19 protein-coding genes are annotated in these 20,408 nt (G+C 38.7%); 14 read left to right on the top strand and 5 right to left on the bottom strand.

The features are described from left to right. The first annotated feature begins 24 nt into the window (after positions 1-24). The 3 genes from ABIE66_RS16450 to ABIE66_RS16440 are packed head-to-tail and all read left to right on the top strand — an operon-like array spanning position 25 to position 4,027. Complete coding sequence (locus ABIE66_RS16450) at positions 25-1,176, top strand: iron-containing alcohol dehydrogenase (protein ID WP_370015541.1); 1,152 nt, start codon at positions 25-27, stop codon at positions 1,174-1,176. Between the two features lie 14 nt (positions 1,177-1,190). Beyond that, on the top strand, positions 1,191-2,591 hold the full coding sequence (locus ABIE66_RS16445) for a hypothetical protein (protein WP_370015540.1): 1,401 nt from the start codon (positions 1,191-1,193) through the stop codon (positions 2,589-2,591). Then, on the top strand, positions 2,588-4,027 hold the full coding sequence (locus tag ABIE66_RS16440) for an NAD-dependent succinate-semialdehyde dehydrogenase (protein WP_370015538.1): 1,440 nt from the start codon (positions 2,588-2,590) through the stop codon (positions 4,025-4,027). The genes ABIE66_RS16445 and ABIE66_RS16440 overlap by 4 nt, the downstream gene beginning before the upstream one ends. A gap of 213 nt (positions 4,028-4,240) precedes the next feature. On the opposite strand, the gene anmK is transcribed toward ABIE66_RS16440, so the two are convergent. Together anmK and ABIE66_RS16430 are read right to left on the bottom strand one after the other, a co-directional pair. Further along, positions 4,241-5,404, bottom strand: coding sequence for an anhydro-N-acetylmuramic acid kinase AnmK (anmK, locus tag ABIE66_RS16435; RefSeq protein WP_370015537.1), 1,164 nt, complete (start codon positions 5,402-5,404; stop codon positions 4,241-4,243). 163 nt (positions 5,405-5,567) lie between these two features. Further along, positions 5,568-7,178, bottom strand: a complete 1,611-nt coding sequence (locus ABIE66_RS16430; protein WP_370015535.1) for a glycoside hydrolase family 10-like protein — start codon at positions 7,176-7,178, stop codon at positions 5,568-5,570. A gap of 311 nt (positions 7,179-7,489) precedes the next feature. Between ABIE66_RS16430 and murQ the strand changes: the two genes are divergently transcribed. The 10 genes from murQ to ABIE66_RS16380 all read left to right on the top strand — a co-directional run bounded on the left by murQ (position 7,490) and on the right by ABIE66_RS16380 (position 16,050). Then, positions 7,490-8,383 carry an N-acetylmuramic acid 6-phosphate etherase gene (gene murQ, locus ABIE66_RS16425; protein WP_370015533.1) on the top strand — a complete coding sequence of 298 codons (894 nt, stop codon included), beginning with the start codon at positions 7,490-7,492 and terminating at the stop codon, positions 8,381-8,383. 40 nt (positions 8,384-8,423) lie between these two features. Next, positions 8,424-8,729: a PTS sugar transporter subunit IIB gene (locus tag ABIE66_RS16420; RefSeq protein WP_289315947.1), complete on the top strand. Its 306-nt coding sequence runs from the start codon at positions 8,424-8,426 to the stop codon at positions 8,727-8,729. A 50-nt stretch (positions 8,730-8,779) separates the two neighbouring features. Next, a complete protein-coding gene (locus ABIE66_RS16415) occupies positions 8,780-10,069 on the top strand; it encodes a PTS sugar transporter subunit IIC (protein ID WP_289315948.1) in 1,290 nt (429 codons plus the stop codon). A gap of 77 nt (positions 10,070-10,146) precedes the next feature. Continuing rightward, on the top strand, positions 10,147-10,431 hold the full coding sequence (locus tag ABIE66_RS16410; protein WP_289315949.1) for a hypothetical protein: 285 nt from the start codon (positions 10,147-10,149) through the stop codon (positions 10,429-10,431). 50 nt (positions 10,432-10,481) lie between these two features. Beyond that, positions 10,482-11,828, top strand: a complete 1,347-nt coding sequence (locus ABIE66_RS16405; protein ID WP_289325489.1) for a 6-phospho-beta-glucosidase — start codon at positions 10,482-10,484, stop codon at positions 11,826-11,828. A 68-nt stretch (positions 11,829-11,896) separates the two neighbouring features. Further along, entirely contained in the window at positions 11,897-12,226 is a 330-nt protein-coding gene (locus ABIE66_RS16400) for a PTS lactose/cellobiose transporter subunit IIA (protein WP_289315950.1), read from the top strand. Positions 12,227-12,244: 18 nt separating this feature from the next. Then, on the top strand, positions 12,245-13,330 hold the full coding sequence (locus ABIE66_RS16395) for a DUF871 domain-containing protein (RefSeq protein ID WP_370015528.1): 1,086 nt from the start codon (positions 12,245-12,247) through the stop codon (positions 13,328-13,330). A 56-nt stretch (positions 13,331-13,386) separates the two neighbouring features. Then, entirely contained in the window at positions 13,387-14,283 is an 897-nt protein-coding gene (locus ABIE66_RS16390; RefSeq protein WP_370015526.1) for an N-acetylglucosamine kinase, read from the top strand. A gap of 25 nt (positions 14,284-14,308) precedes the next feature. Beyond that, positions 14,309-15,175 carry a MurR/RpiR family transcriptional regulator gene (locus ABIE66_RS16385; RefSeq protein WP_289315953.1) on the top strand — a complete coding sequence of 289 codons (867 nt, stop codon included), beginning with the start codon at positions 14,309-14,311 and terminating at the stop codon, positions 15,173-15,175. A 146-nt stretch (positions 15,176-15,321) separates the two neighbouring features. Then, on the top strand, positions 15,322-16,050 hold the full coding sequence (locus ABIE66_RS16380) for a GntR family transcriptional regulator (RefSeq protein ID WP_370015523.1): 729 nt from the start codon (positions 15,322-15,324) through the stop codon (positions 16,048-16,050). A gap of 357 nt (positions 16,051-16,407) precedes the next feature. On the opposite strand, the gene ABIE66_RS16375 is transcribed toward ABIE66_RS16380, so the two are convergent. Both ABIE66_RS16375 and ABIE66_RS16370 read right to left on the bottom strand, forming a co-directional pair. Then, positions 16,408-17,610: an MFS transporter gene (locus ABIE66_RS16375; protein WP_370015521.1), complete on the bottom strand. Its 1,203-nt coding sequence runs from the start codon at positions 17,608-17,610 to the stop codon at positions 16,408-16,410. Between the two features lie 25 nt (positions 17,611-17,635). Continuing rightward, positions 17,636-18,217 (bottom strand): TetR/AcrR family transcriptional regulator, encoded by a 582-nt coding sequence (locus ABIE66_RS16370; RefSeq protein WP_370015519.1) that lies wholly within the window; start codon positions 18,215-18,217, stop codon positions 17,636-17,638. A gap of 481 nt (positions 18,218-18,698) precedes the next feature. Here ABIE66_RS16370 and ABIE66_RS16365 point away from each other — a divergent pair, with 481 nt between their 5' ends. Further along, positions 18,699-19,439, top strand: a complete 741-nt coding sequence (locus ABIE66_RS16365; RefSeq protein WP_370017065.1) for a VCBS repeat-containing protein — start codon at positions 18,699-18,701, stop codon at positions 19,437-19,439. A 192-nt stretch (positions 19,440-19,631) separates the two neighbouring features. On the opposite strand, the gene ABIE66_RS16360 is transcribed toward ABIE66_RS16365, so the two are convergent. After that, on the bottom strand, positions 19,632-20,252 hold the full coding sequence (locus ABIE66_RS16360; RefSeq protein ID WP_370015517.1) for an NAD(P)-dependent oxidoreductase: 621 nt from the start codon (positions 20,250-20,252) through the stop codon (positions 19,632-19,634). Between the last annotated feature and the right edge of the window lie 156 nt (positions 20,253-20,408).

Raw genomic sequence — 20,408 nt, 5'->3', positions numbered from 1 at the left:
AATTAACTGAAAGGGGAGATAATCATGAATATTTCTATTTTTTCAATGGCTAACAAATTGGTGACAGGAGCAGATTCTTTACAACAGCTGACTGAAGAGGTTACTCGATTAGGGATGAAGAATCCATTGATCGTTACAGATAAAGTTCTACTGGATGCTGGGGTTGTGCAAAAGGTTGAAGATTTACTTTCATCAGCATACGGTATTTTTTCGGATGTGAACCCTGAACCGGAAATTGAAATCGTTGAACAATGTGTACGGTCCATCAGGGATGGAAATCATGATGGGCTGATTGCGGTAGGAGGGGGAAGTGCGATGGATATTGCCAAAGCCTCTTCCGTCATGGCTACGAATTCAGGTAGCATCGAGACCTATTTTGGCACGAACCTAATTGAAATTCCAGGAATTCCTTTAATAGCCATACCGACGACGGCTGGCACGGGGTCTGAAGTGACGAATATTTCGATTCTATCCGACAAAAAAGAACAGGTTAAGAAGGGAATTGTTAGTTCGTATCTTTTACCGGATGTATCGATCGTATCTCCCGTCATGACGCTGACTTGCCCGCCAAGTGTGACGGCAGCGAGTGGAGTGGATGCACTGGTTCATGCAGTGGAGGCTTATATTTCCAAATTCGCCTCGCCCTTGACGGATGCCTTGGCAATTGGAGCCATGAAGTTGATAGCGAAAAATTTACCAAAGGCTTACGCTGCGCCAGATCATCTAGAAGCAAGGGAAGCCATGATCACAGGAAGCCTAATGGCCGGGTTAGCTTTTGGAAATGCTGGTGTTGGAGCTGTTCATGCCTTAGCTTATCCGCTTGGAGGCCGCTTCCATTTATCACATGGAGTCAGCAATTCATTATTACTGCCATATGTCATGCAATGGAATAAAATTGCATGTTTGGAAAGGTTCCGTGACATTGCAGAAGCACTGGGAGAGAAAGTCAATCATTTAAATGATGATGAGGCAGCAGATAAAGCTATAGAAGCGATGACGAGAATATGTCGTTACGTGGATATACCTGAATCACTTCGTCAATTTGACATTCCTGAATCTGCCTTAAGTGAAATGGCTGCCGAAGCCATTAAACAAGTACGATTGCTGCGGAATAATCCCCGTGCATTAAACGTTCGGGATATCGAAAAAATTTACCGTTCAGCCTATGGCATTTAAGTGGAGGAAACATTATGAAATGGAAAAACCGTCGCTACGGAGAAGAGACATCATATATACCTGCGGGACCTTTTAAAATTAGATTGCCATTTGTCCATTATCGGTTTGAATGGCCGGACTATGTTCAAGGACTATTGATGTGTGCAGTTGACCTTGGAGCGATTACACTGCTTGCAGACCATCTAGGTATGCCTTTTGATGTGGCTCTAGCCGTCGTTGTCTTAAATGGATTATTATATTTAGCACATCATTTACTCGGAGACCCGGTTATACCAGGTTGGATTACACCGGCGGTTCCATTGCTTGTATTGTTTGTCGGGCAATTTCCGGAAGGACCTGATCGGGTCTATGCACTCGTTGCGTTTCAATTGACATTGGGTATTTTATCGATAGTACTAGGAATGACCGGACTTGCGAGTAAGGTCGTTCGATTAGTGCCGAATGCAATCAAATCAGGAATTATTTTAGGAGCTGGTATCGGTGCTGTCGTTTCCATTTTCGAAGTGGGTGGAAAGTTTGATTTATTTCCTTATACAATAAGCATTTGTATCGGTTTTGCCTTTTATCTACTTTTCTCAAAAAGTTTTGGAAAATTAAAAATGCGAAATAAAGCTTGGGTATTTTTAGGGAATTTAGGGATATTGCCAGCTATCTTGCTCGCAGTCTTTGTAGCCCCGATTTTTGGAGAAGCAAAATGGCCTAATATTCAATGGGGATTCAGCAGTCCGGATTTTGCTACGCTTTGGTCAGACTATACTGTTTTTGGTTTGGGGTTTCCTGCCATGACCTTCTTTTTAAGTGCGATTCCAGCTGTTTTTGCTACTTATTTAGTCGTATTCGGGGATGTGCTGAAAACGAAAGCGTTGCTTTCTGAATCCGATGAGGTCAGGGATGATGAAAAAGTGGACTATAATCCAAACAGAGCTCATTTAATTTTTGGTGGCCGAAATGTGATCATGAGTTTTATCGGACCTGATATTACAATGTGTGGTCCGTTGTGGGCAGCCATGCAGGTCGTAGTTGTGGAACGGTTCAAGAATGGCAAGAAAGCAATGAATTCTTTCTTTGGCGGTGCTGGCTCATTCCGTTGGGGTACGAATACAGGGTTATTCTTATTGCCGGTCGTCAGCTTAGTGGAACCAATTCTAGGTGTTGCTTTGGCCTTAACACTCTTGGTTCAGGGATATGTTAGCGTACGCGTCGGTGTGATGCAGGCAAAGAGCCAACGCGACCTGGGAATTGCAGGGGTCGTTGCTGCCATCCTAGTTATAAAAGGTGCTGGAATGGCGTTTGCAGCAGGAATCCTATTATGTGCCCTTTTATATGGAAAGGACTTTTTCAAAGGAGAAAATGATAATACTTTTACAGATCATGAAGAAGAAGAAGAAGAAGAAGAGGAGATTAAAGCGGGATGAAAAAAGTAGTGGAAAGATGGCCAATTTATATTAACGGCGAACCCATTCATACAGAACACCATTTTGTAGTAGAAAATCCAGCAACATTGGAGCCTGTGGGCTATGTTCCGGACGCTAATGAAAAAGAGGCAAAGGCTGCTGTGGATGCAGCTCAGGCTGCCTTTCTGACTTGGTCGAAAACAAGTGCTTATCATAGGGCGGAATTACTTGAGAAGTGGTACACAATTATTGAGAACAGGCTGGATGAAATCGCGACAATCATGACACTGGAACAAGGAAAGCCATTGGCCGAGGCAAAAGCTGAAATGAAATATGCTTCAAGTTTCGTGAAATGGTTTGCTGAAGAAGCAAAGCGTAACTACGGGGAAATCATACCAGCCTCCGTTGCTTCAAAGCGTATTTTAGTGCAAAAGCAGGCGGTGGGTGTCGTTGCTGCCATTACACCATGGAATTTTCCGGCTGCAATGATCACGAGGAAAGTTGCGCCAGCCCTTGCTGCGGGATGTACAGTCGTCATCAAACCCGCAGAACAAACGCCTTTGACCGCTTTGCTGTTAGTTGAAAGTGCCCATGAAGCAGGCATTCCAGACGGCGTAATAAATATTGTAACAACCCAAAAACCGGGAGATGTGTCTGACGTGTGGATGAATGATTCACGTGTAAAAAAGATTACATTCACTGGCTCCACTCCTGTAGGGAAACATCTAATGAAAAAGGCGGCGGAAACTGTTAAAAAAGTCTCGCTTGAACTCGGTGGATTGGCTCCGTTCATCATTGCTGAAGATGCGAATATCGAAGAAGCCGTAAAAGGTTTGATTCAATCGAAATTCAGGAATGCCGGACAAACATGTATTTGTGCGAACCGAATTTTCGTCCATGAGACGATCGAGCAGCCGTTTTTACAAGCTTTTGAAGAAGCTGTTTTAACCTTGAAGGTTGGAAATGGAATGGATGGAACCGATCTTGGTCCCTTGATAGATGGAGCCGCAGTAAAAAAAGTCCAGCTTCAATTGGAGGATGCTAAAAGTAAAGGAGCTTTCATCCATAAAACCTCCAAATTCGAAGAAAAACAAGGCTATTTTATCGCACCAGTAATTCTTTCCAAAGTAACGGATGATATGCTGTGCATGCAGGAAGAAACGTTTGGGCCAATTGCCCCTGTCAGTACATTTAAAACCGATCAAGAAGCGATAGATCGAGCCAATAACACAAACTTTGGCTTGGCAGCTTATGTGTATACGGAGTCATTAAATAAAGCAGTTACTTATTCGGATGGTCTTGAATATGGAATTGTCGGTATTAATGACAGTGCCCCATCCACTGCCCAAGCACCATTTGGCGGGATGAAGGAAAGTGGCTTAGGTAGAGAAGGGGGACACTTCGGCATGGATGAATATTTAGAAGTGAAGTATGTATCTCTTATGCTTGGCAATTAAATAAATAGAAGAGTTCGCCTGATTCTTCAGGCATTCAAAAAAAGAGTAAAAGGCACATCAAATATCGATGTGCCTTTTACTCTTTTTCAATAGTTAATAAGCTTTTTACCTTATACAATTGTGAAAAAGTTATATAAATTTGGGTTGCAATCCATTTAGGATAACGTTGTTTTTCTTCATATATCTGCTTCCCAATATAATATTGTACTATGTTTACTTCTTAATTCGATGTGTTGAAGGAGGGAAGGTCATGTTTCCAAGGATGACATCGATGTTAGCGCCGGTAGCCTTGGGAACGTTACTTGCATGACCATGAAAAGTCTCATTTGCAAGTAGCGCAAAGGCCACCGCTTCTTTTGCTTCTGAAGAGTATCCCAACTCTTCTTGAGTCAAGACTTGAATGGAATTTCCAAGTAATGATTGGATCATATTTAATAACGTTTTATTGTAGCTGCCACCGCCGCCAATAATCACTTCTTCTATATTGGTTTTAGGAAAGATGAAATTTCGATAATTCTCCACAATAGACTTTGCTGTGAACATCGTTACTGTTGATAAAATATCTTGGCTTGGAAGTGATTCAAACATCTTTAATAGTTTTACAACATATTGCTTGCCAAACAATTCTCTGCCGGTTGATTTTGGTGGAGGGCTAATAATATAAGGATGACTGATGCAATAAGATAAAAGTTCGTCATTAATTTGTCCTTGTTTAGCTATTTTACCACCTTCATCATATTTTACATGGAACAATTGTCGGCATACTTCATCAATGATCATATTCCCTGGCCCTGTATCAAAAGCATACATGTCATCCAGAGATGCTTGCTTGGGTAAGACGGTTACATTTCCAATGCCCCCTATGTTTTGAAGTAATCTTCCCTTCGTTTCGCTTCTATAAAGAATATATTCGGTAAAAGGAACAAGCGGAGCTCCTTGTCCTCCTGCAGCCATGTCCATCGTACGGAAGTTAGATATAACAGGAGTGTTTGTATCATGAGCTATCACTGCAGCTTCCCCAATTTGCAACGTGGAGGGAATCCAATTTTGTTCTTGTATGGGCTGGTGGTATATGGTTTGTCCATGGGATCCAATAAGATCCAGTTTATTAATGGGAAATCCAGCTTTAAGACAAACTTCCTTTACTGCATTGGCAAATAATTTTCCTAATTTAAAATTCAAACTGCAAATTAACTGCACATTGGATGTGTCTACCGATAAAGACTGCATAATTTCTTTTTCAACATCTTTTGGAAAAGGGTATGTTATGAACTCAATCATTTCCATTTCAGTCTCTAGTCCACTATAATCCACCCGAACAAGTGCGGCATCAATTCCATCCAGTGATGTTCCGGACATTAACCCTACTATGTACATAGTCTTCCACCTACTTTAATTGACTTTTATAATCCTGATTTGTGATTTTTTGCAACAGCAAATGATACTAAAGATAAGACCATTCCTGCATGTTGTTCATGCATACCTTACGTCATTATTCAATTACATGCTCCACTTTAACGGTTAAGCCATAACTTGATGATTATTTTACTTTTATTTTAATCTGTTTAGTTTGTTTGCTTTCATTATGGGTACGGTCCAAGGCAGTAACAACATATGTGTAAGTCTTTCCTTTTACTACAGTCCCATCATTAAATAATTGACGGTTTTTCTCTTTATGCACGGTAGCCAGTAAATTCGTTGAGTCTTCTATACTTCCTTTTTTCTCTCCATCAAAACGATAAATGGCATAATAGGATGCATCCGATTGCTTGTGATCGTTAATTTCAAATTGTATTCCATCTCCTGCTTGTGTTGCCTTGATTACCTTTGGAGCTTTTGGAGCATGATCATCAATCCAAGGCATGGCTGGAACCAATGCGGGATGTTTATAAATATCCTCGCTTAAGCGATCTGCTATCCCAAGGGGGTTTTTCCGTAAATCTTTGGCACTGAAATGCATGCTTCCATCAAATTCCTCATATGTTCGATTCAGTTTTAACTGGTTGGGCATTTCTTCAGGATTGAACCAGTTTTGTACACCATTGGACTCTGTATTAATTTTATAGTCTCCTTGTCCAATATAGAGTTGAACATTTTTACCTTCGACTTCTTTTGTCCACCAATCAAGAAGTTTGGCATAGTCAGCTACTGGCAATCCTATATTCCAATATAATTGGGGAGCAATATAATCAATGTATCCATTATTGATCCACGTTCTGGTATCTGCATATAAATCATCGTAATTCGTTTGCCCGGCAGCAGTGTCAGACCCTGTGGGATCAACTGCTTTGTTGCGCCAAACTCCAAATGGACTAATACCAAACTTCACATATGACTTTTCTGCCTTGATTTCTTCATTTATATGCTTAACAAGGTTATTTACATTATCCCTGCGCCAATCTTCTATATTTGTAAATCTGTCTGCTCCATATTTTTGATAGGAATGTTCATCCGGGAAAGGTACTCCTGCAATCTTGTAAGGATAGAAATAATCGTCCATATGAACTGCATCGATATCATAATTCTTAACAACTTCCATTATTCCATCGATTACAAACCGCTGTACGCCAGGAATGCCTGGGTTAAAGTACAATTGTTGTCCATATGGTATGACCCAATCCGGGTGCTTTCTAGCAGGATGGGATTCTGGAAGATTATCAATATCCGATATTTCAGCTGTTTTACCTAAAGGCATGGTTATGCGGTATGGATTAAACCACGCATGAAATTCCATATTACGCTCATGTGCTGCTTCAACCATGAATGCAAGAGGGTCGTACCCAGGATCTTTTCCTTGGACTCCTGTTAAATATTTTGACCAGAGACCGTATTCAGAAGGATAAAAAGCATCTGCAGTGGGTTTGATTTGCATAACGACAGCATTCATGCCCATTGCTTTTTGTTCATCCAAATATTTTATGAATTCTTCTTTCTGTGCTGATACGGATAAACCAGGTTTGGACGGCCAGTCAATATTTAACACACTTGCAATCCAAGTTGCGCGCAGTTCCTGTTTTATATAAGTCGTTTGCTGAGGGATAGTTCCTGATTCTGCATTTGCAATCAAGTCAGATGGAAGGATAAGCGATCCTCCCACCAAAGCGGCTAGCGCCAATGAACCTAATTTTCTCTTTGTAACTCTTTCATTCATCAATAATACAACCTCATTTCATTACTAATATTTATATTTAATTATTTGTAAGCGTTAACAAATAAAGAATATATCAAATTGTCACCAATCTGAATGGAGATTATGTCTAATCAATAAAAGAATCATAGGATTCATGAAATAGCCAACCGGTTTACATTTTTAGTAGAAAGTTATAAATCATTTATGTATCTACGTTTATTTTAAAATTAATTTTTAAAAATGTATACACAATATTGAAATAAAATTTTAATAGTGATATATTCACTATAGCAAAAAAAGTTTCACCACTTTCACCACTGAATAAAAAAAGGATGATTTGTATGCTAGGGCATTTAACGACAGAGCGTCGTAATGAAAAGACCATGAGTTTAGATCAAATGAATACACTTGAATTGTTAGAGGTGATGAACGAGGAAGACATAAAAGTTGCCCATTGTGTAAAAAAAGAACTTCCGCAAATTTCCAAAGCAGTGGAGATGATCGTTGCAGCTATGAATAAAAATGGCAGATTAATTTACATGGGTGCAGGTACAAGTGGGCGCATCGGTTTATTGGATGCAGTAGAATGTCCCCCAACATTCAATACCGATCCAAGCGAAGTAGTGGGTCTTATAGCTGGCGGGGAAAAGGCTTTCATTAAAGCGGTTGAAGGTGCAGAAGACAGTTTTGAATTAGGTCCTGAAGATTTAAAGAAAATCGAATTGACGAACAAGGACGTTGTAGTAGGAATTGCGGCCAGTGGACGCACTCCATATGTTATTGCAGGCTTGGAATATGCCAATCAAGTTGGTGCAGGAACAGTGTCTATAAGCTGTAACAAAGGTTCAGAGATAGGGAAAATTGCAAAAGTTGCGATTGAAGTAGTAAACGGGCCTGAAGTCCTGACAGGTTCGACACGTTTAAAAGCTGGAACATCTCAAAAGTTAGTATGCAACATGCTTTCAACAGCTTCAATGGTTGGAGTGGGAAAGGTTTATGGGAATTTAATGGTGGATTTACAGTTAACAAATGAAAAGCTGGTTGAACGTGCAAAACGTATTATCATGGACGCTACTGACTGTAGTTATGAAGTTGCAGATGAATTTTTAGAAAAGGCACATGATCAGCCTAAAATTGCAATTGTCATGATTTTAACGAATGTTTCATATGAAGAAGCATCAAATCGTTTAGAAAAGGCACATGGTTTCATAAGAAAAACGATTTAACGCTTTTTAATAAAAAAATAAAAAATTGGAGGAACAAATAATGAAGGTATTATTCGTATGTTCAGGTGGAATGTCAAGTGCTATCGTTGTAAGCGCTTTAAAAAAAGAAGGGGAAAAACAGGGTGTAAATATCGAAGTATTGGCAGTCGGAACTCAAGAATTTGATGCAGAAGTACGTAACGGCTGGGATGTGGCAATGGTAGCTCCACAAGTCAAACATCGTTTCGATGGCTTTAAGGCATCTGCCGATGAAGCAGGTGTTCCATGTGAAGCCATTCCAGCTCAAGCTTACAGTCCTCTTGGTGGACCTAAGCTACTAAAACTTGTAACAGAACTAGCAAAATAATAATCTAACTCTATTTCTTTTCAATCAAACGTAAAAGGGGAAAACGACGAATGGACAAGTTTGTAGCTTTTTTAGAAAATAATCTTTCAACCCCCATGGCGAAATTGTCTGAGCAAAAACATTTACGCGCAATTCGCGATGGTGTGGTTTCTGCGTTACCGTTCATTATCTTTGGGAGTTTATTTTTGATCATTGCATTCCCGCCCGTTGCAGCAGATAGTGCAGTAGGTGAATGGGCTGCAAAACACATAGCTGAAATTTTAATACCATATCGATTAACGATGTTTATCATGACTCTATATATTACTTTTGGTATAGGCTACAGTTTATCTCAAAGCTATAAACTTGATCCCCTATCTGGAGGTTTACTATCATTGGCAGCCTTCTTGTTCACAATAGGAGTAAAAATGATGGATGGTGTGGGGTTTGTTTTGCCAATGACAAATCTCGGAGGCCATGGCCTTTTTGTAGGAATGCTCGTATCCATTTTTGCAGTCGAAATTTTACGTCTATGTAAGACCAAAAATATCACAATTAAAATGCCGGATTCTGTTCCAACTTCAGTAGCCCGGTCATTTGAAGCATTAATACCAGTTACAATTGTACTGCTTGTCATGACCTTGATTACAGTCGTTTTTGCTGTTGATTTACATTCACTTGTTGATAAAGCGGTTGCACCACTCATAAGTGCAGGCGATACCTTGCCAGGTGTATTAATTCCAGTGTTTTTGATTACATTCTTCTGGTCATTTGGTATTCATGGCGTATCAGTGGTAGGTGCCGTTGCTCGTCCAGTTTGGGAAGTGTACTTAGCGAATAACTCAGCAGCAGTTGCAGCTGGGAAGACAATTCCCCACATAGCTCCTGAAACATTCTTCCAATGGTTTATTTGGATTGGTGGCTCTGGTGCAACATTGGGTTTAGTAATTGCGATGCTCTTGACGGCAAAGTCTACCTATAGTAAAGCGATGGGGAAAGCAACAATTGTTCCAAGCATTTTTAACATCAATGAACCTGTTATCTTTGGGATGCCTATTGTATTGAACCCAATATTGATCATTCCATTTATCATAACACCGCTAATTGGTGCGACACTTGCATATGTAGCAACGTCCGTTGGGCTGGTGAACCCTACTTATGTAATGGTTCCCTGGACATTGCCTGCTCCAATAGGTGCCTACCTTTCAACAGGCGGTGATTGGAGGGCCATTGTTCTCGTGATGGTTAATTTAACAATTTCCGTCATTATTTATCTGCCATTCTTCAAAATGTACGACAAAAAGCTTTTGGCGCAGGAAAACATGGTAGAAACGACAGATAATAAAAATATCGCTTTATAAGGAATTTTTAAAAGGGGGAGTTTGGGACTAAAAGCTCCAAACTCCCTTTAAAATAATTGTTAGAGGGAGGAAAGGGCATGAATTCAACATCCAGAATTCACTTTTTTAGTTACAAAAGTGCCTTTCTATTTTTTAGCTTTATTCTTGTTTTTAATTTTATCTTTAACACATTAATGAATGCTTTGGAGATAGATAAACAATTATCACTGTACCTAGGAAATACCTTTGCCATAAGCGCAGGATTGACGATGGTTGTTTGTTTTGTTGAAGGTAAGTTTAAAAACAAGAAACAAGCATCACTATTGTTCTTGTCTTTATTAGCGGTAAGCGCACTGGTCTGTTATGCAATTATCTATAAATAAATGAAAATGGCCGATATGAAATAAATGCTTACGCATGAGGTGTTAGGAGAATGGAAATGAACAAAGGGGTAAAAATTGCCACAATTGGTGGAGGGTCCAGTTATACACCAGAATTAATCGAAGGTTTTATTAAACGATTTGATGAGTTGCCTATTAGAGAACTGTGGCTAGTGGATATTGAAGCAGGAAAAGAAAAACTTGAGATTGTAGGAACCTTGGCAAGGCGAATGGTTGAAAAAGCAGGGATTCCAATGGAAATACATTTAACATTAGACCGCCGTCAAGCCTTGCAAAATGCTGATTTTGTCACAACGCAAATGAGAGTGGGATTACTTGATGCACGAATCAAGGACGAGCGTATTCCCTTGGAACTTGGATTGATTGGTCAAGAAACGAATGGCGCAGGTGGATTGTCCAAAGCATTACGAACAATCCCCATTCTTCTGGAAATTGCAGAAGAAATGCAAGAGCTATGCCCTGATGCATGGTTAATTAATTTCACGAACCCAGCGGGGATGGTAACCGAAGCCCTTCTTCGCTACAGCAAGCATAAAAAAGTCATTGGGGTATGCAATGTACCTTTTAATATGCATATGTCCATTTCTAACATGCTGGGTGTTGAAATGAAGAGAGTGCACATAGATTTCGCTGGGTTAAACCACTTGGTATACGGGATGCATGTGTTCGTTGATGATCAAGAAGTAACAGATAAAGTGCTTGAAATGCTGGGTAATCCAAAAATTCAGATGACGATGAAGAATATTGCTCCTCTGGCTTGGAATAGAAGATTTTTGAAATCTTTAGGTGTGGTGCCTTGCCCGTACCATCGCTATTATTACAAAACAAAAACGATTTTAGAAGAAGAGCTGGAAGCATTCAAAGCAGGGAAAACTCGAGCTGAAATCGTGAAAAAATTAGAAGAAGGTTTGTTTGACCTATACAAAGATGAAAACCTTGACATCAAGCCTCCACAATTAGAGCAACGCGGTGGAGCTTACTATAGCGATGCAGCGTGCAACGTCATTTCTTCTATTTATAATGATAAAAAAGACATTCAAGTGTTAAATGTCCAAAACAAAGGATCGCTTACTGATATTGATTATGATTCAGCAGTCGAAGTGAGCTGTATCGTCACCAAAAATGGACCAATTCCATTGACAATGGGTAAATTACCCGTACAAGTGCAAGGCTTAATACAACAGATCAAATCATTTGAAAGGATAGGTGCAGAGGCAGCTGTTACAGGGTCGTATGATAAAGCGTTATTAGCTTTAACGATCAACCCACTTATTCCAAGTGATGATCTAGCTGAATTGGTTTTACAAAAACTATTAAAGGCGCATGAAGAATACTTGCCGCGATTCTTCAATGAAAGTACAGTTTCTTACATCCAGTGAAGAGTTTTCAAACATTGAATATGGAATACAGGAATCTAATAATCTAACATAAATAGGAGTGTAATGATATGTCAACTGAAATGAACAATAACGAAATGGAAATTTTTGAAATAATTTCACATAGCGGAAATGCTAGAGGATTAGCATTCGAAGCATTGAAAGAAGCGGAAGAATTTAATTTTGAAAAAGCAGAAGAACTAATTAAACAAGGTCAGGAAGAATTGAACTTGGCACATAAGACACAAACCAAGCTAATTCAAGCAGAATTGAATGGAGTTCCAAGTGAAAAAACTTTATTGATGATTCATGCTCAGGACCACTTGATGACGGCAATGAGTGAACAAAAACTAATTGAACATATGATCCGCATTGTAAAAAAGCTAGCCCCACAACAGTAAAGAAGAGGTGATTAAACAATGGGTAAACTCGGTATATCCATCTATCCAGAACATTCAACCGTAGAAAAAGACATCGAATACATTGCACTTGCACACAAATATGGATTCAAAAAGATCTTTACTTGCTTGCTTTCTGTTGAAGGTGACAAAGAGAAGATTTTAAAAGAATTTAAAGAAACGATTGTATATGCCAATCAATTGAATATGGAAGTGATGGTCGATATTGCACCCCGGGTATTTGGGGCGCTAGGCATTTCTTATAATGACTTATCGTTTTTTGCAGAATTAGGTGCGTATGGAATCAGGCTGGACATGGGTTTTACAGGTAACGAAGAGTCGATTATGACACATAATCCCTATGATCTGAAAATTGAAATAAACATGAGCAACGCAACGAAATATTTAGAAAATATTATGGATTACAAACCTAATAAAGAAAATTTAGTTGGATCACATAACTTCTATCCGCATCGCTATGCGGGATTGAGCTATCCTCATTTTATAAAATGCTGTGAGTCATTCAAAAAGCACAATATCCGCACGGCAGCTTTCATTAGCTCAAATGCAGCAACTTACGGACCTTGGCCGATAACGGAAGGATTATGTACAATAGAAATGCACCGGGAATTGCCCATTACAACACAAGCGAAACACTTGTATGCGACAGGATTAATCGATGATGTAATTATTGCAAATGCCTACGCCTCCGAAGATGAATTGAAACAGCTTAGCTTGTTAAACAGCGGTCTGTTAACATTTAATGTTAACCTTCACGAAGCCATAACAGATTTAGAGAAAAAAATAGTATTGGAAGAATTTCATTTTTACCGTGGAGATGTATCCGATTATCTTATTCGGTCGACTCAATCACGCGTAAAATATAAGAGCGAAGATTTTAAACCAACATTTACGCCTGATATTAGACGCGGTGATATATTAATTGAAAATGAGCTCTACGGACAATATAAAGGGGAATTGCAGATTGCACTGAAAGAAATGAAGAACTCAGGGAAAACAAATGTAGTCGGAAGAATAGCAGAAGAGGAAATTTTTCTGTTAGATTATTTGGAGCCATGGGGGAAATTCCAATTCAATATTAATTGAGAATCTTCAGGGAAGGAACATTGATATTCCTTCCTTTTTTTGAATAGGAGAATGATATGGATTATATTATGGGTGTAGACGGTGGTGGCACAAAAACTGAAGCAGTGGCTTATGATTTAGCGGGTAATAAAATAAGTGAAGGCAAAGCGGGGTATGGAAACCTGCTTATAAATGAAAAACAAGCCATCGCTAACATTATTCAGGCAATTGAACAATGCGTAGCTGCTATTAATAATGGAAGTTGCCGTTACATTTGCTTAGGATTGGCTGGGTATGGAGGAGTTGAAAATCAACAGGGTATAAAAAGTGCAATAAGTAGCGCATTTACTACCCCGTTTACCATTGTAAATGATGGAATTATCGCTCATGCTGCTTTACTAAAAGGAAAAGATGGCATTTTGACCATATCCGGAACGGGATCTGTAAGTATCGGCATCCATAATGGTATTGAGAAATCGGCTGGCGGCTGGGGACACATTCTTGGGGATGAAGGAAGTGGCTATTGGATCGCGATGCAAGCTTTTATAAAAATGACGAAAGAAGAGGATGAAGGATCTAATTATAGCCATTTAACCGAGTCAATACTTAAAAAACTGGGCTACCACAGTGTTATGGAACTGAAGAAATTCATTTATTCCGCGACGAAAGCCGAGATTGCTGCGTTTGTCCCCCTGATTGTCCAACAGGCGGATGCAGGCGATGATTTCTCGCAAAATATCCTTCGTCAGGCAGGATACCACCTTTCCAAAAAGACGCTTGAGGTTATCAATAAGTTAAAGTTAAGCGAGAATGTTACAATTGCAATTAAAGGTAGCATATTGACAAATATACCATTGGTTCAAAGCTCTTACATTAACCATATTAAACTTGAAAACCCAAAAGTGAAATTTATTTTAGAAGACGTATCTGCTACCTTAGGTTGTTACTACATAGCAATGGAGCAGTTAAAGTAAGTAAAAATCAAGGAGATTACATCATATGCAAGTCGAGAATATTATCCTAAGAATTGAAAGTTTATTGAACCAATTGCCAAAATCAGAAAGAAAAATTGCACAATATATCTTAGAAAATCCAAATGATATTATCAGAATGACGATACATGAATTAGCTGATCATGCCAATGCCAGCAGTTCAGCTGTAACGAGATTTTGTCATTCCATAAAAGTAAACAGTTTTTCTGAACTAAAGGTTTCTTTATCATCCCTCATTTCCCAACCGGAGAAAAAAGGATTCCATGACATTGAGCCTAATGAACCAATAGCGTCCATTAAAAATAAAATAGTGTCCAACTCCGTACAAGCCATACAAGAAACTGCACATTATTTGGATGAGGTCGTTCTTGACAATATTATTGAAACCATGAGGAGTGCAGATGTAATTTATGTCTATGGACTAGGAGCATCATGGCTCGTTGCTGAAGATATTACACAGAAATGGTTACGGTTAGGAAAGATTGTAAGTGCCAATCAAGACCCGCATATTACGGCCACTGCGCTTGCTGCTTCATCAAAGAATACCGTTTTTTTCTGTATATCCAATAGTGGCGAAACTGAAGAGATTCTGGAACTCGTTGATATAGCGAAAGCATATGGAATTAAAACAATTGGTTTATCACGATTGGGGGACAATGGATTAACTGAAAAAGTTGATATGTCCCTCCAGCATGTACGTGCACCAGAGGCTAAATTCCGAAGTGCAGCAACAAGTTCGCTTTTTGCACAATTTCTAACGGTCAGCATTATTTTCTATGCGTATGTTTCAAAATTCTATAATGAAAATAAAAATGAAATTGAACGTTCAAGGGAATCTGTATTGAAATTCACAAAAAGGAATTTGGATACTTAGAAACTTGAATCTAATCTACAGGAATTTTTATCGTGTTAAAAAGCATGGATCGTACAAGATTATTACTAACGGTATTTTAGCTTGAGATGTTTCCAATCAGGGTGCCTTGTAAAATTACATCACTATGGAAGGAAGATGTACGCTAAATGATCCAAAAGAATTCTCTGAGTCCCCTTTATTATCAACTTGAAGAGGAGATTAAAGAAGCGATTCAAAAACTTGAATTGGCGCCAGGAGAGATGATTCCTTCAGAAAAAGAATACACCGAAAAATATGAAATAAGCAGGATGACGGTGAGACAGGCCATTTCTAACCTTGTGAATGATGGTTATTTATATAGGCAGCGCGGAAAAGGAACATTCGTTGCCCAACAAAAATTGGAGCAACCCTTGCAAGGATTAACAAACTTTTCAGAGGATATGATTTCAAGAGGATTTGAACCAAGTACACGAGTTATCAGTTTTAACGAGGTCAAAGCCGATGATGATCTTGCTGCGAAGCTTGAGGTTGAAGCAGGAAATCCTATTTTCGAACTGATACGTGTTAGGCTTGCTGATCAGTTGCCGATGGCATATGAAAGACTATACATACCAAAAGACCTTGCCCTGGATTTAACGGAAGAAATAGCCTTAACCTCCATTCAAGACTATGTTCAAAAAACGTTTGGCTTTAAAATTCAGCATAGCAGACAGGTGATTGAAGCCTCCATCGCTCAAAAAAACGAGGCGGAAATGCTTGAAGTAATTGAAGGTTCCCCGGTATTGCTGATTGAACGAAGAAGCACCCTGGATTCCAATATACCACTTGGGGTAGTCAGATCGGTCTACCGGGCTGATCGATATAAATTCAGAATTAATTTGGAGCGACTATCTTAAGCGATAAAAGACAGTAGTAAGAATGCCGCTATTAAAGGGATAATATAAAAGCTAAAAAGCCTATCTCCTTGATCTAAAGTGAGATAGGCTTTTCTTTTTTTCTTTTTCTCATTAGAGTCCCATTGCTGAAAAGAGCGATTGGGTAAGGGGTTCTCCCTTTTTAAAGAAATAAGGAATATCCGATATATTTTAAATTTAATTAAAGAAAATAAGATCCCTTGCCTAATATGGACAAGGGATCTTTGTTCAAAGATAAAAGTATAATATTACTTTTCAAGTTTAAGAGTTTTCCAGCTCAAAAAGGAAGCTACTTTGAAAAAAATCATATTCGGAACAATCTGCCTCGTGCTTTTCAAATTATTCCGCTAAGCTTGCTGCCAATCGGTCTTCTTTCCAAATGACTGTAATACCTAGGCCAATGACGATAATGACAGCAGCGAAAAGATAAGGATAGTGGATGTTTACGTCAAATAGTATTCCTCCCATTGCTGGTCCGACGATATTCCCTAAGCTCGTATAGGTTGAGTTCATTCCAGCTACAAACCCTTGCTCTTTTCCGGCAGCCTTTGATAAAAATGTCGTCAATGCCGGACGAAGCAAGTCAAATGCAAGGAAGATGAAGCAAGTTACTACAAGTACTGCCAAATAGCTGGAGATTAAAATGGACGCCACTGCAAATATTGCACCGATGATTAAACATAATTGGATCAGCTTCTTTTCACCGAGGATATCTACCAGTTTTCCAAACATGAATACTTGCACAACAACTCCGAAGATTGAGCTTATTGTAATGATGGTTGCAATATCCTTCGGCGTGAAGCCGAATTTATGATCAGAAAATAGGCTAAAAACAGTTTCATAGGCTGATAAACCAAAAGCGAGTACAAATACAATGATAAACGCAATAAAGTAAAGCGGATTAAGTGATCTTTTTATATCTCCAAAAAAGTTTGTTTGCTTAGTATTAGCAGAAACTTCTGCAAGCTGTTCCTTTGTCATAGGCTCTTTTAAAATGAATATGGATGTAATGCATGCTAAAAAAGCAATGGCTGCCGCAAGGAAGAAGGGCAAGCGTATACCATATTCTGCAATAAAGCCACCGATACCAGGTCCTATAATAAAGCCCAAGCTAATGGCGGCTGAAATATAGCCCATTGCTTTTGGCCTTTCTTGTACTGATGTAATATCTGCAACATATGCAGTAACACCCGGCATAATAAAGGCGGCACTAATTCCCCCTAGGATCCTTGATATATAAAAGACGGATACGTTCGTGCCTACACCAAAGATAAGTTCTGAAACACCAAAAAGGAATAATCCGATAATGATGATTTTCTTTCTGCCATAACGGTCAACCCAACGGCCTGCGAATGGTGACATAACAAGTTGTGATACCGCAAATACGGCAACAAGAAAGCCCATCGTACTTCCTGATAAATGCATGATATTCATAAAAGATGGCATAACGGGGATAATGAGTCCAATTCCCAGAAAGGCAATGAATATATTGCTTAGAAGAATAATTAATACCATCTTTTGTTCTTTAATTGGTTTATTCATGTATTAACACCTCTTTCTATGTAAATCATTTTTGTGAAATTCCTCTCCAAAATACTTTCCAAGAGGCTGCTAATTTGTCCTTCAGCCGTTTCTCATCATTGCCGTATACAAGCTCCAGCATAATGGAATCGACTACTCCCAAAAAAGCATAGGTCGGCGTTATTGCTGCATCTCCGACGAGTAATTTAGCATTGATCCAATCTTGGAATTTTCTTTCCAGTATCGCCTGTACCTTTTCCTCGATATCCATGACTTCTTCTACGATAGCTTTTTCAAGATGGGCTGGCGGAAAAAAGGACATACGCAGCCAAAATTTTAAATGCTCATTTTTTTGGAAAAGATCGATGATCAATTGTAGAAATCCGTATAAATCTTTTTCAGGATTTTTTGAATCAACTTTACTGAAATATTGGAGTTTCGAAGATAGCTCAGTCTCTTTCGCATCACGTAAAACGTTTAGAAAAAGATCATCTTTTCCTTTAAAATGGGCGTAAATGGATTGTTTTTTCATGCCGACTTCTTCAGCTATCAGAGAAAGGGATGCTCCTTCATAACCATGAATCGTGAAATACTTTAGAGCGGCTTCTTTAATTTCATTGCTTTTCAATAATATCACCTCAAATTTAACGAACGTTCGTCAGTTATATTAGCAAATTTAATAAATATAAGCAAGCGGATTAGCTTATAGAATGGTATTATGCAATGCGATAATGTAGAAAAATCGGACGCTTTAATTGAATCAAAAGGAGAATGCAAATGAGACATGTCTAATTTGCATTCTCCTTTATTTTTTTTGGAAAATTCATATTACCCAACTCAAGTTTTGCAGATACGGCTATTCCCCAAATTCCTGCATATAATTCTATATTGAGAATAAAAAGGCAGGTGGGATGAAGATGGATACGTATGATATCAGAAAAGAGCTTCATTACTATTCCACAAAAATACGAGAAACGAATGACCCTTATTATTGGTATTGTTTGGCTGAGACTCAGATTAGAGCCGGATTAACCAACGAAGCACTGCAAACGATTGATAACGCCTTGTCGTTCCGAAATCCATATCCTTCAAAACAGGAACTGCTAGAAATGCAAGTGAGCCTCCAATCTGTTCTTTCAAGAGAAATGAATCAGAACAGATCAACCATTGTAACTTCAAAGCAAGGCGATATTGACGGGGACGGTGAAAAGGACAATGTTTTTCTTACCGCAAATAAAACCCCCGATAGTCCATTTTGGAAAAACCTAACTTTAGTCATCCGGAATGGGAGTACAAATCAATATGAACAAGTTCCTTTGAAAAATAACGGAGGATACAATCCAACCCTTATGCTTGGTGATTTTACAGGTAACAAGAGGGATGATATTTTAGTGGTCATTGATACAGGTGGCAGCGCTGGTACTATTTATGCGTATGTATTTTCTTATTCTAATGGTAAACTCACGCCGATTTTTGATTCCGATGCATTCAATGAAAACTATAAGTATGATGTGGCTTATGAAAATCAATACAAAGCAAAGGTGAACAGTCATTATCTAAATGAAAAGTACATTCTTGACCTAACTTATAAGGGGAAGGAATATTTATCTGAAATTTATAACCAGAATGGTGTTTTGAAGGCGCCGATAGAAGGATGGGTCAATCCTTTATCTGGTTTGTATCCGGTTGATTTTAATAGGGACGGCATATATGAGCTCGAAGCCTATCAGAGAATAGCAGGGAGGTACAATGCCGACTCACTAGGGTTTGTACAGACCATATTGAAATGGAACGGGCAAGCGCTTGTTCCTAACCGGCAGAATGTAGCTATTTTTGGAGGGGGAATATAGCATTGAAGAAAAGACGACGCAGTGATCAATACAGATTTCCACTTATCGTTCACCCGAATATAATTTGCATTAATCTCTTATTGCGTCGACAGAATTTCATGCCCTTCTTCTTTGTCACTTCAATTCCCTTGAGTCTTCGTTGCTTCTTCAATAAACGGGTTAGTTCAATAAGCAAGTAGTAAAAGACTATTATTAGTAGGCGATACCTACACGTGATTTTATATAATCGCTACTTTTTATTTGGCTAAATGTAAATTCTGCAGTATCCGGCACAGATATTTCAACTCCACCCTCCGGCAAAAAATTACCTTCTACACGATATTTACCTACACTTTCTCCATCAGGCAAATACGTAGGACAGACAATAGTCCATACTAGTGTTGATTGTTTAAGCATATCGTATACTTTATGATGTTCTTTTGCTGCACGGGTAGATTTACGCTTTGATTCACTTGACAGATAACGCAGTGAATTTGGGGTGGTTCTACTTTGCAGGATACCTGCAGTTCCAATAGTTATAATTCGTTGTATATCTTCGTCTTCCATCGCTTTGATAATTAGTGGCATACTTGCTGATAATGTGGTTGTCCCATCAGTATTCAGTGCACTAATAACAACATCAATCCCTTGCATTGCGCGGACGATATCATCTTTATTTAAAACATTACCTTTGATAATCGTTAAATTTTCATTATTTATTTCAATCTTCTCTGGAGTGCGAACTAATACAGCAACGTTATGTCTATCATGAAGGGCATAAGTAACTAATTGACTCCCAACACGTCCAGTTGCACCTAAAACCAAAATATTCATAAGAAAGAACCTCCTTTTGCGAATACAAATATTACACTAAACATTATATCGTCTTTTTCAACAAATGAGAGCTTTAGTGCAATATGACATCATAAAACGAACAAACTTTTCTATAAAGAATGAATCAGCAAATTATATTAATAAAATTCCAATTTT

The organism is Peribacillus sp. B2I2, from assembly GCF_041261685.1.
Lineage (GTDB): Bacteria > Bacillota > Bacilli > Bacillales > DSM-1321 > Peribacillus.
Note: the sequence above shows the minus strand (reverse complement) of the source record. Positions and strands in the feature narration are given on the sequence as shown.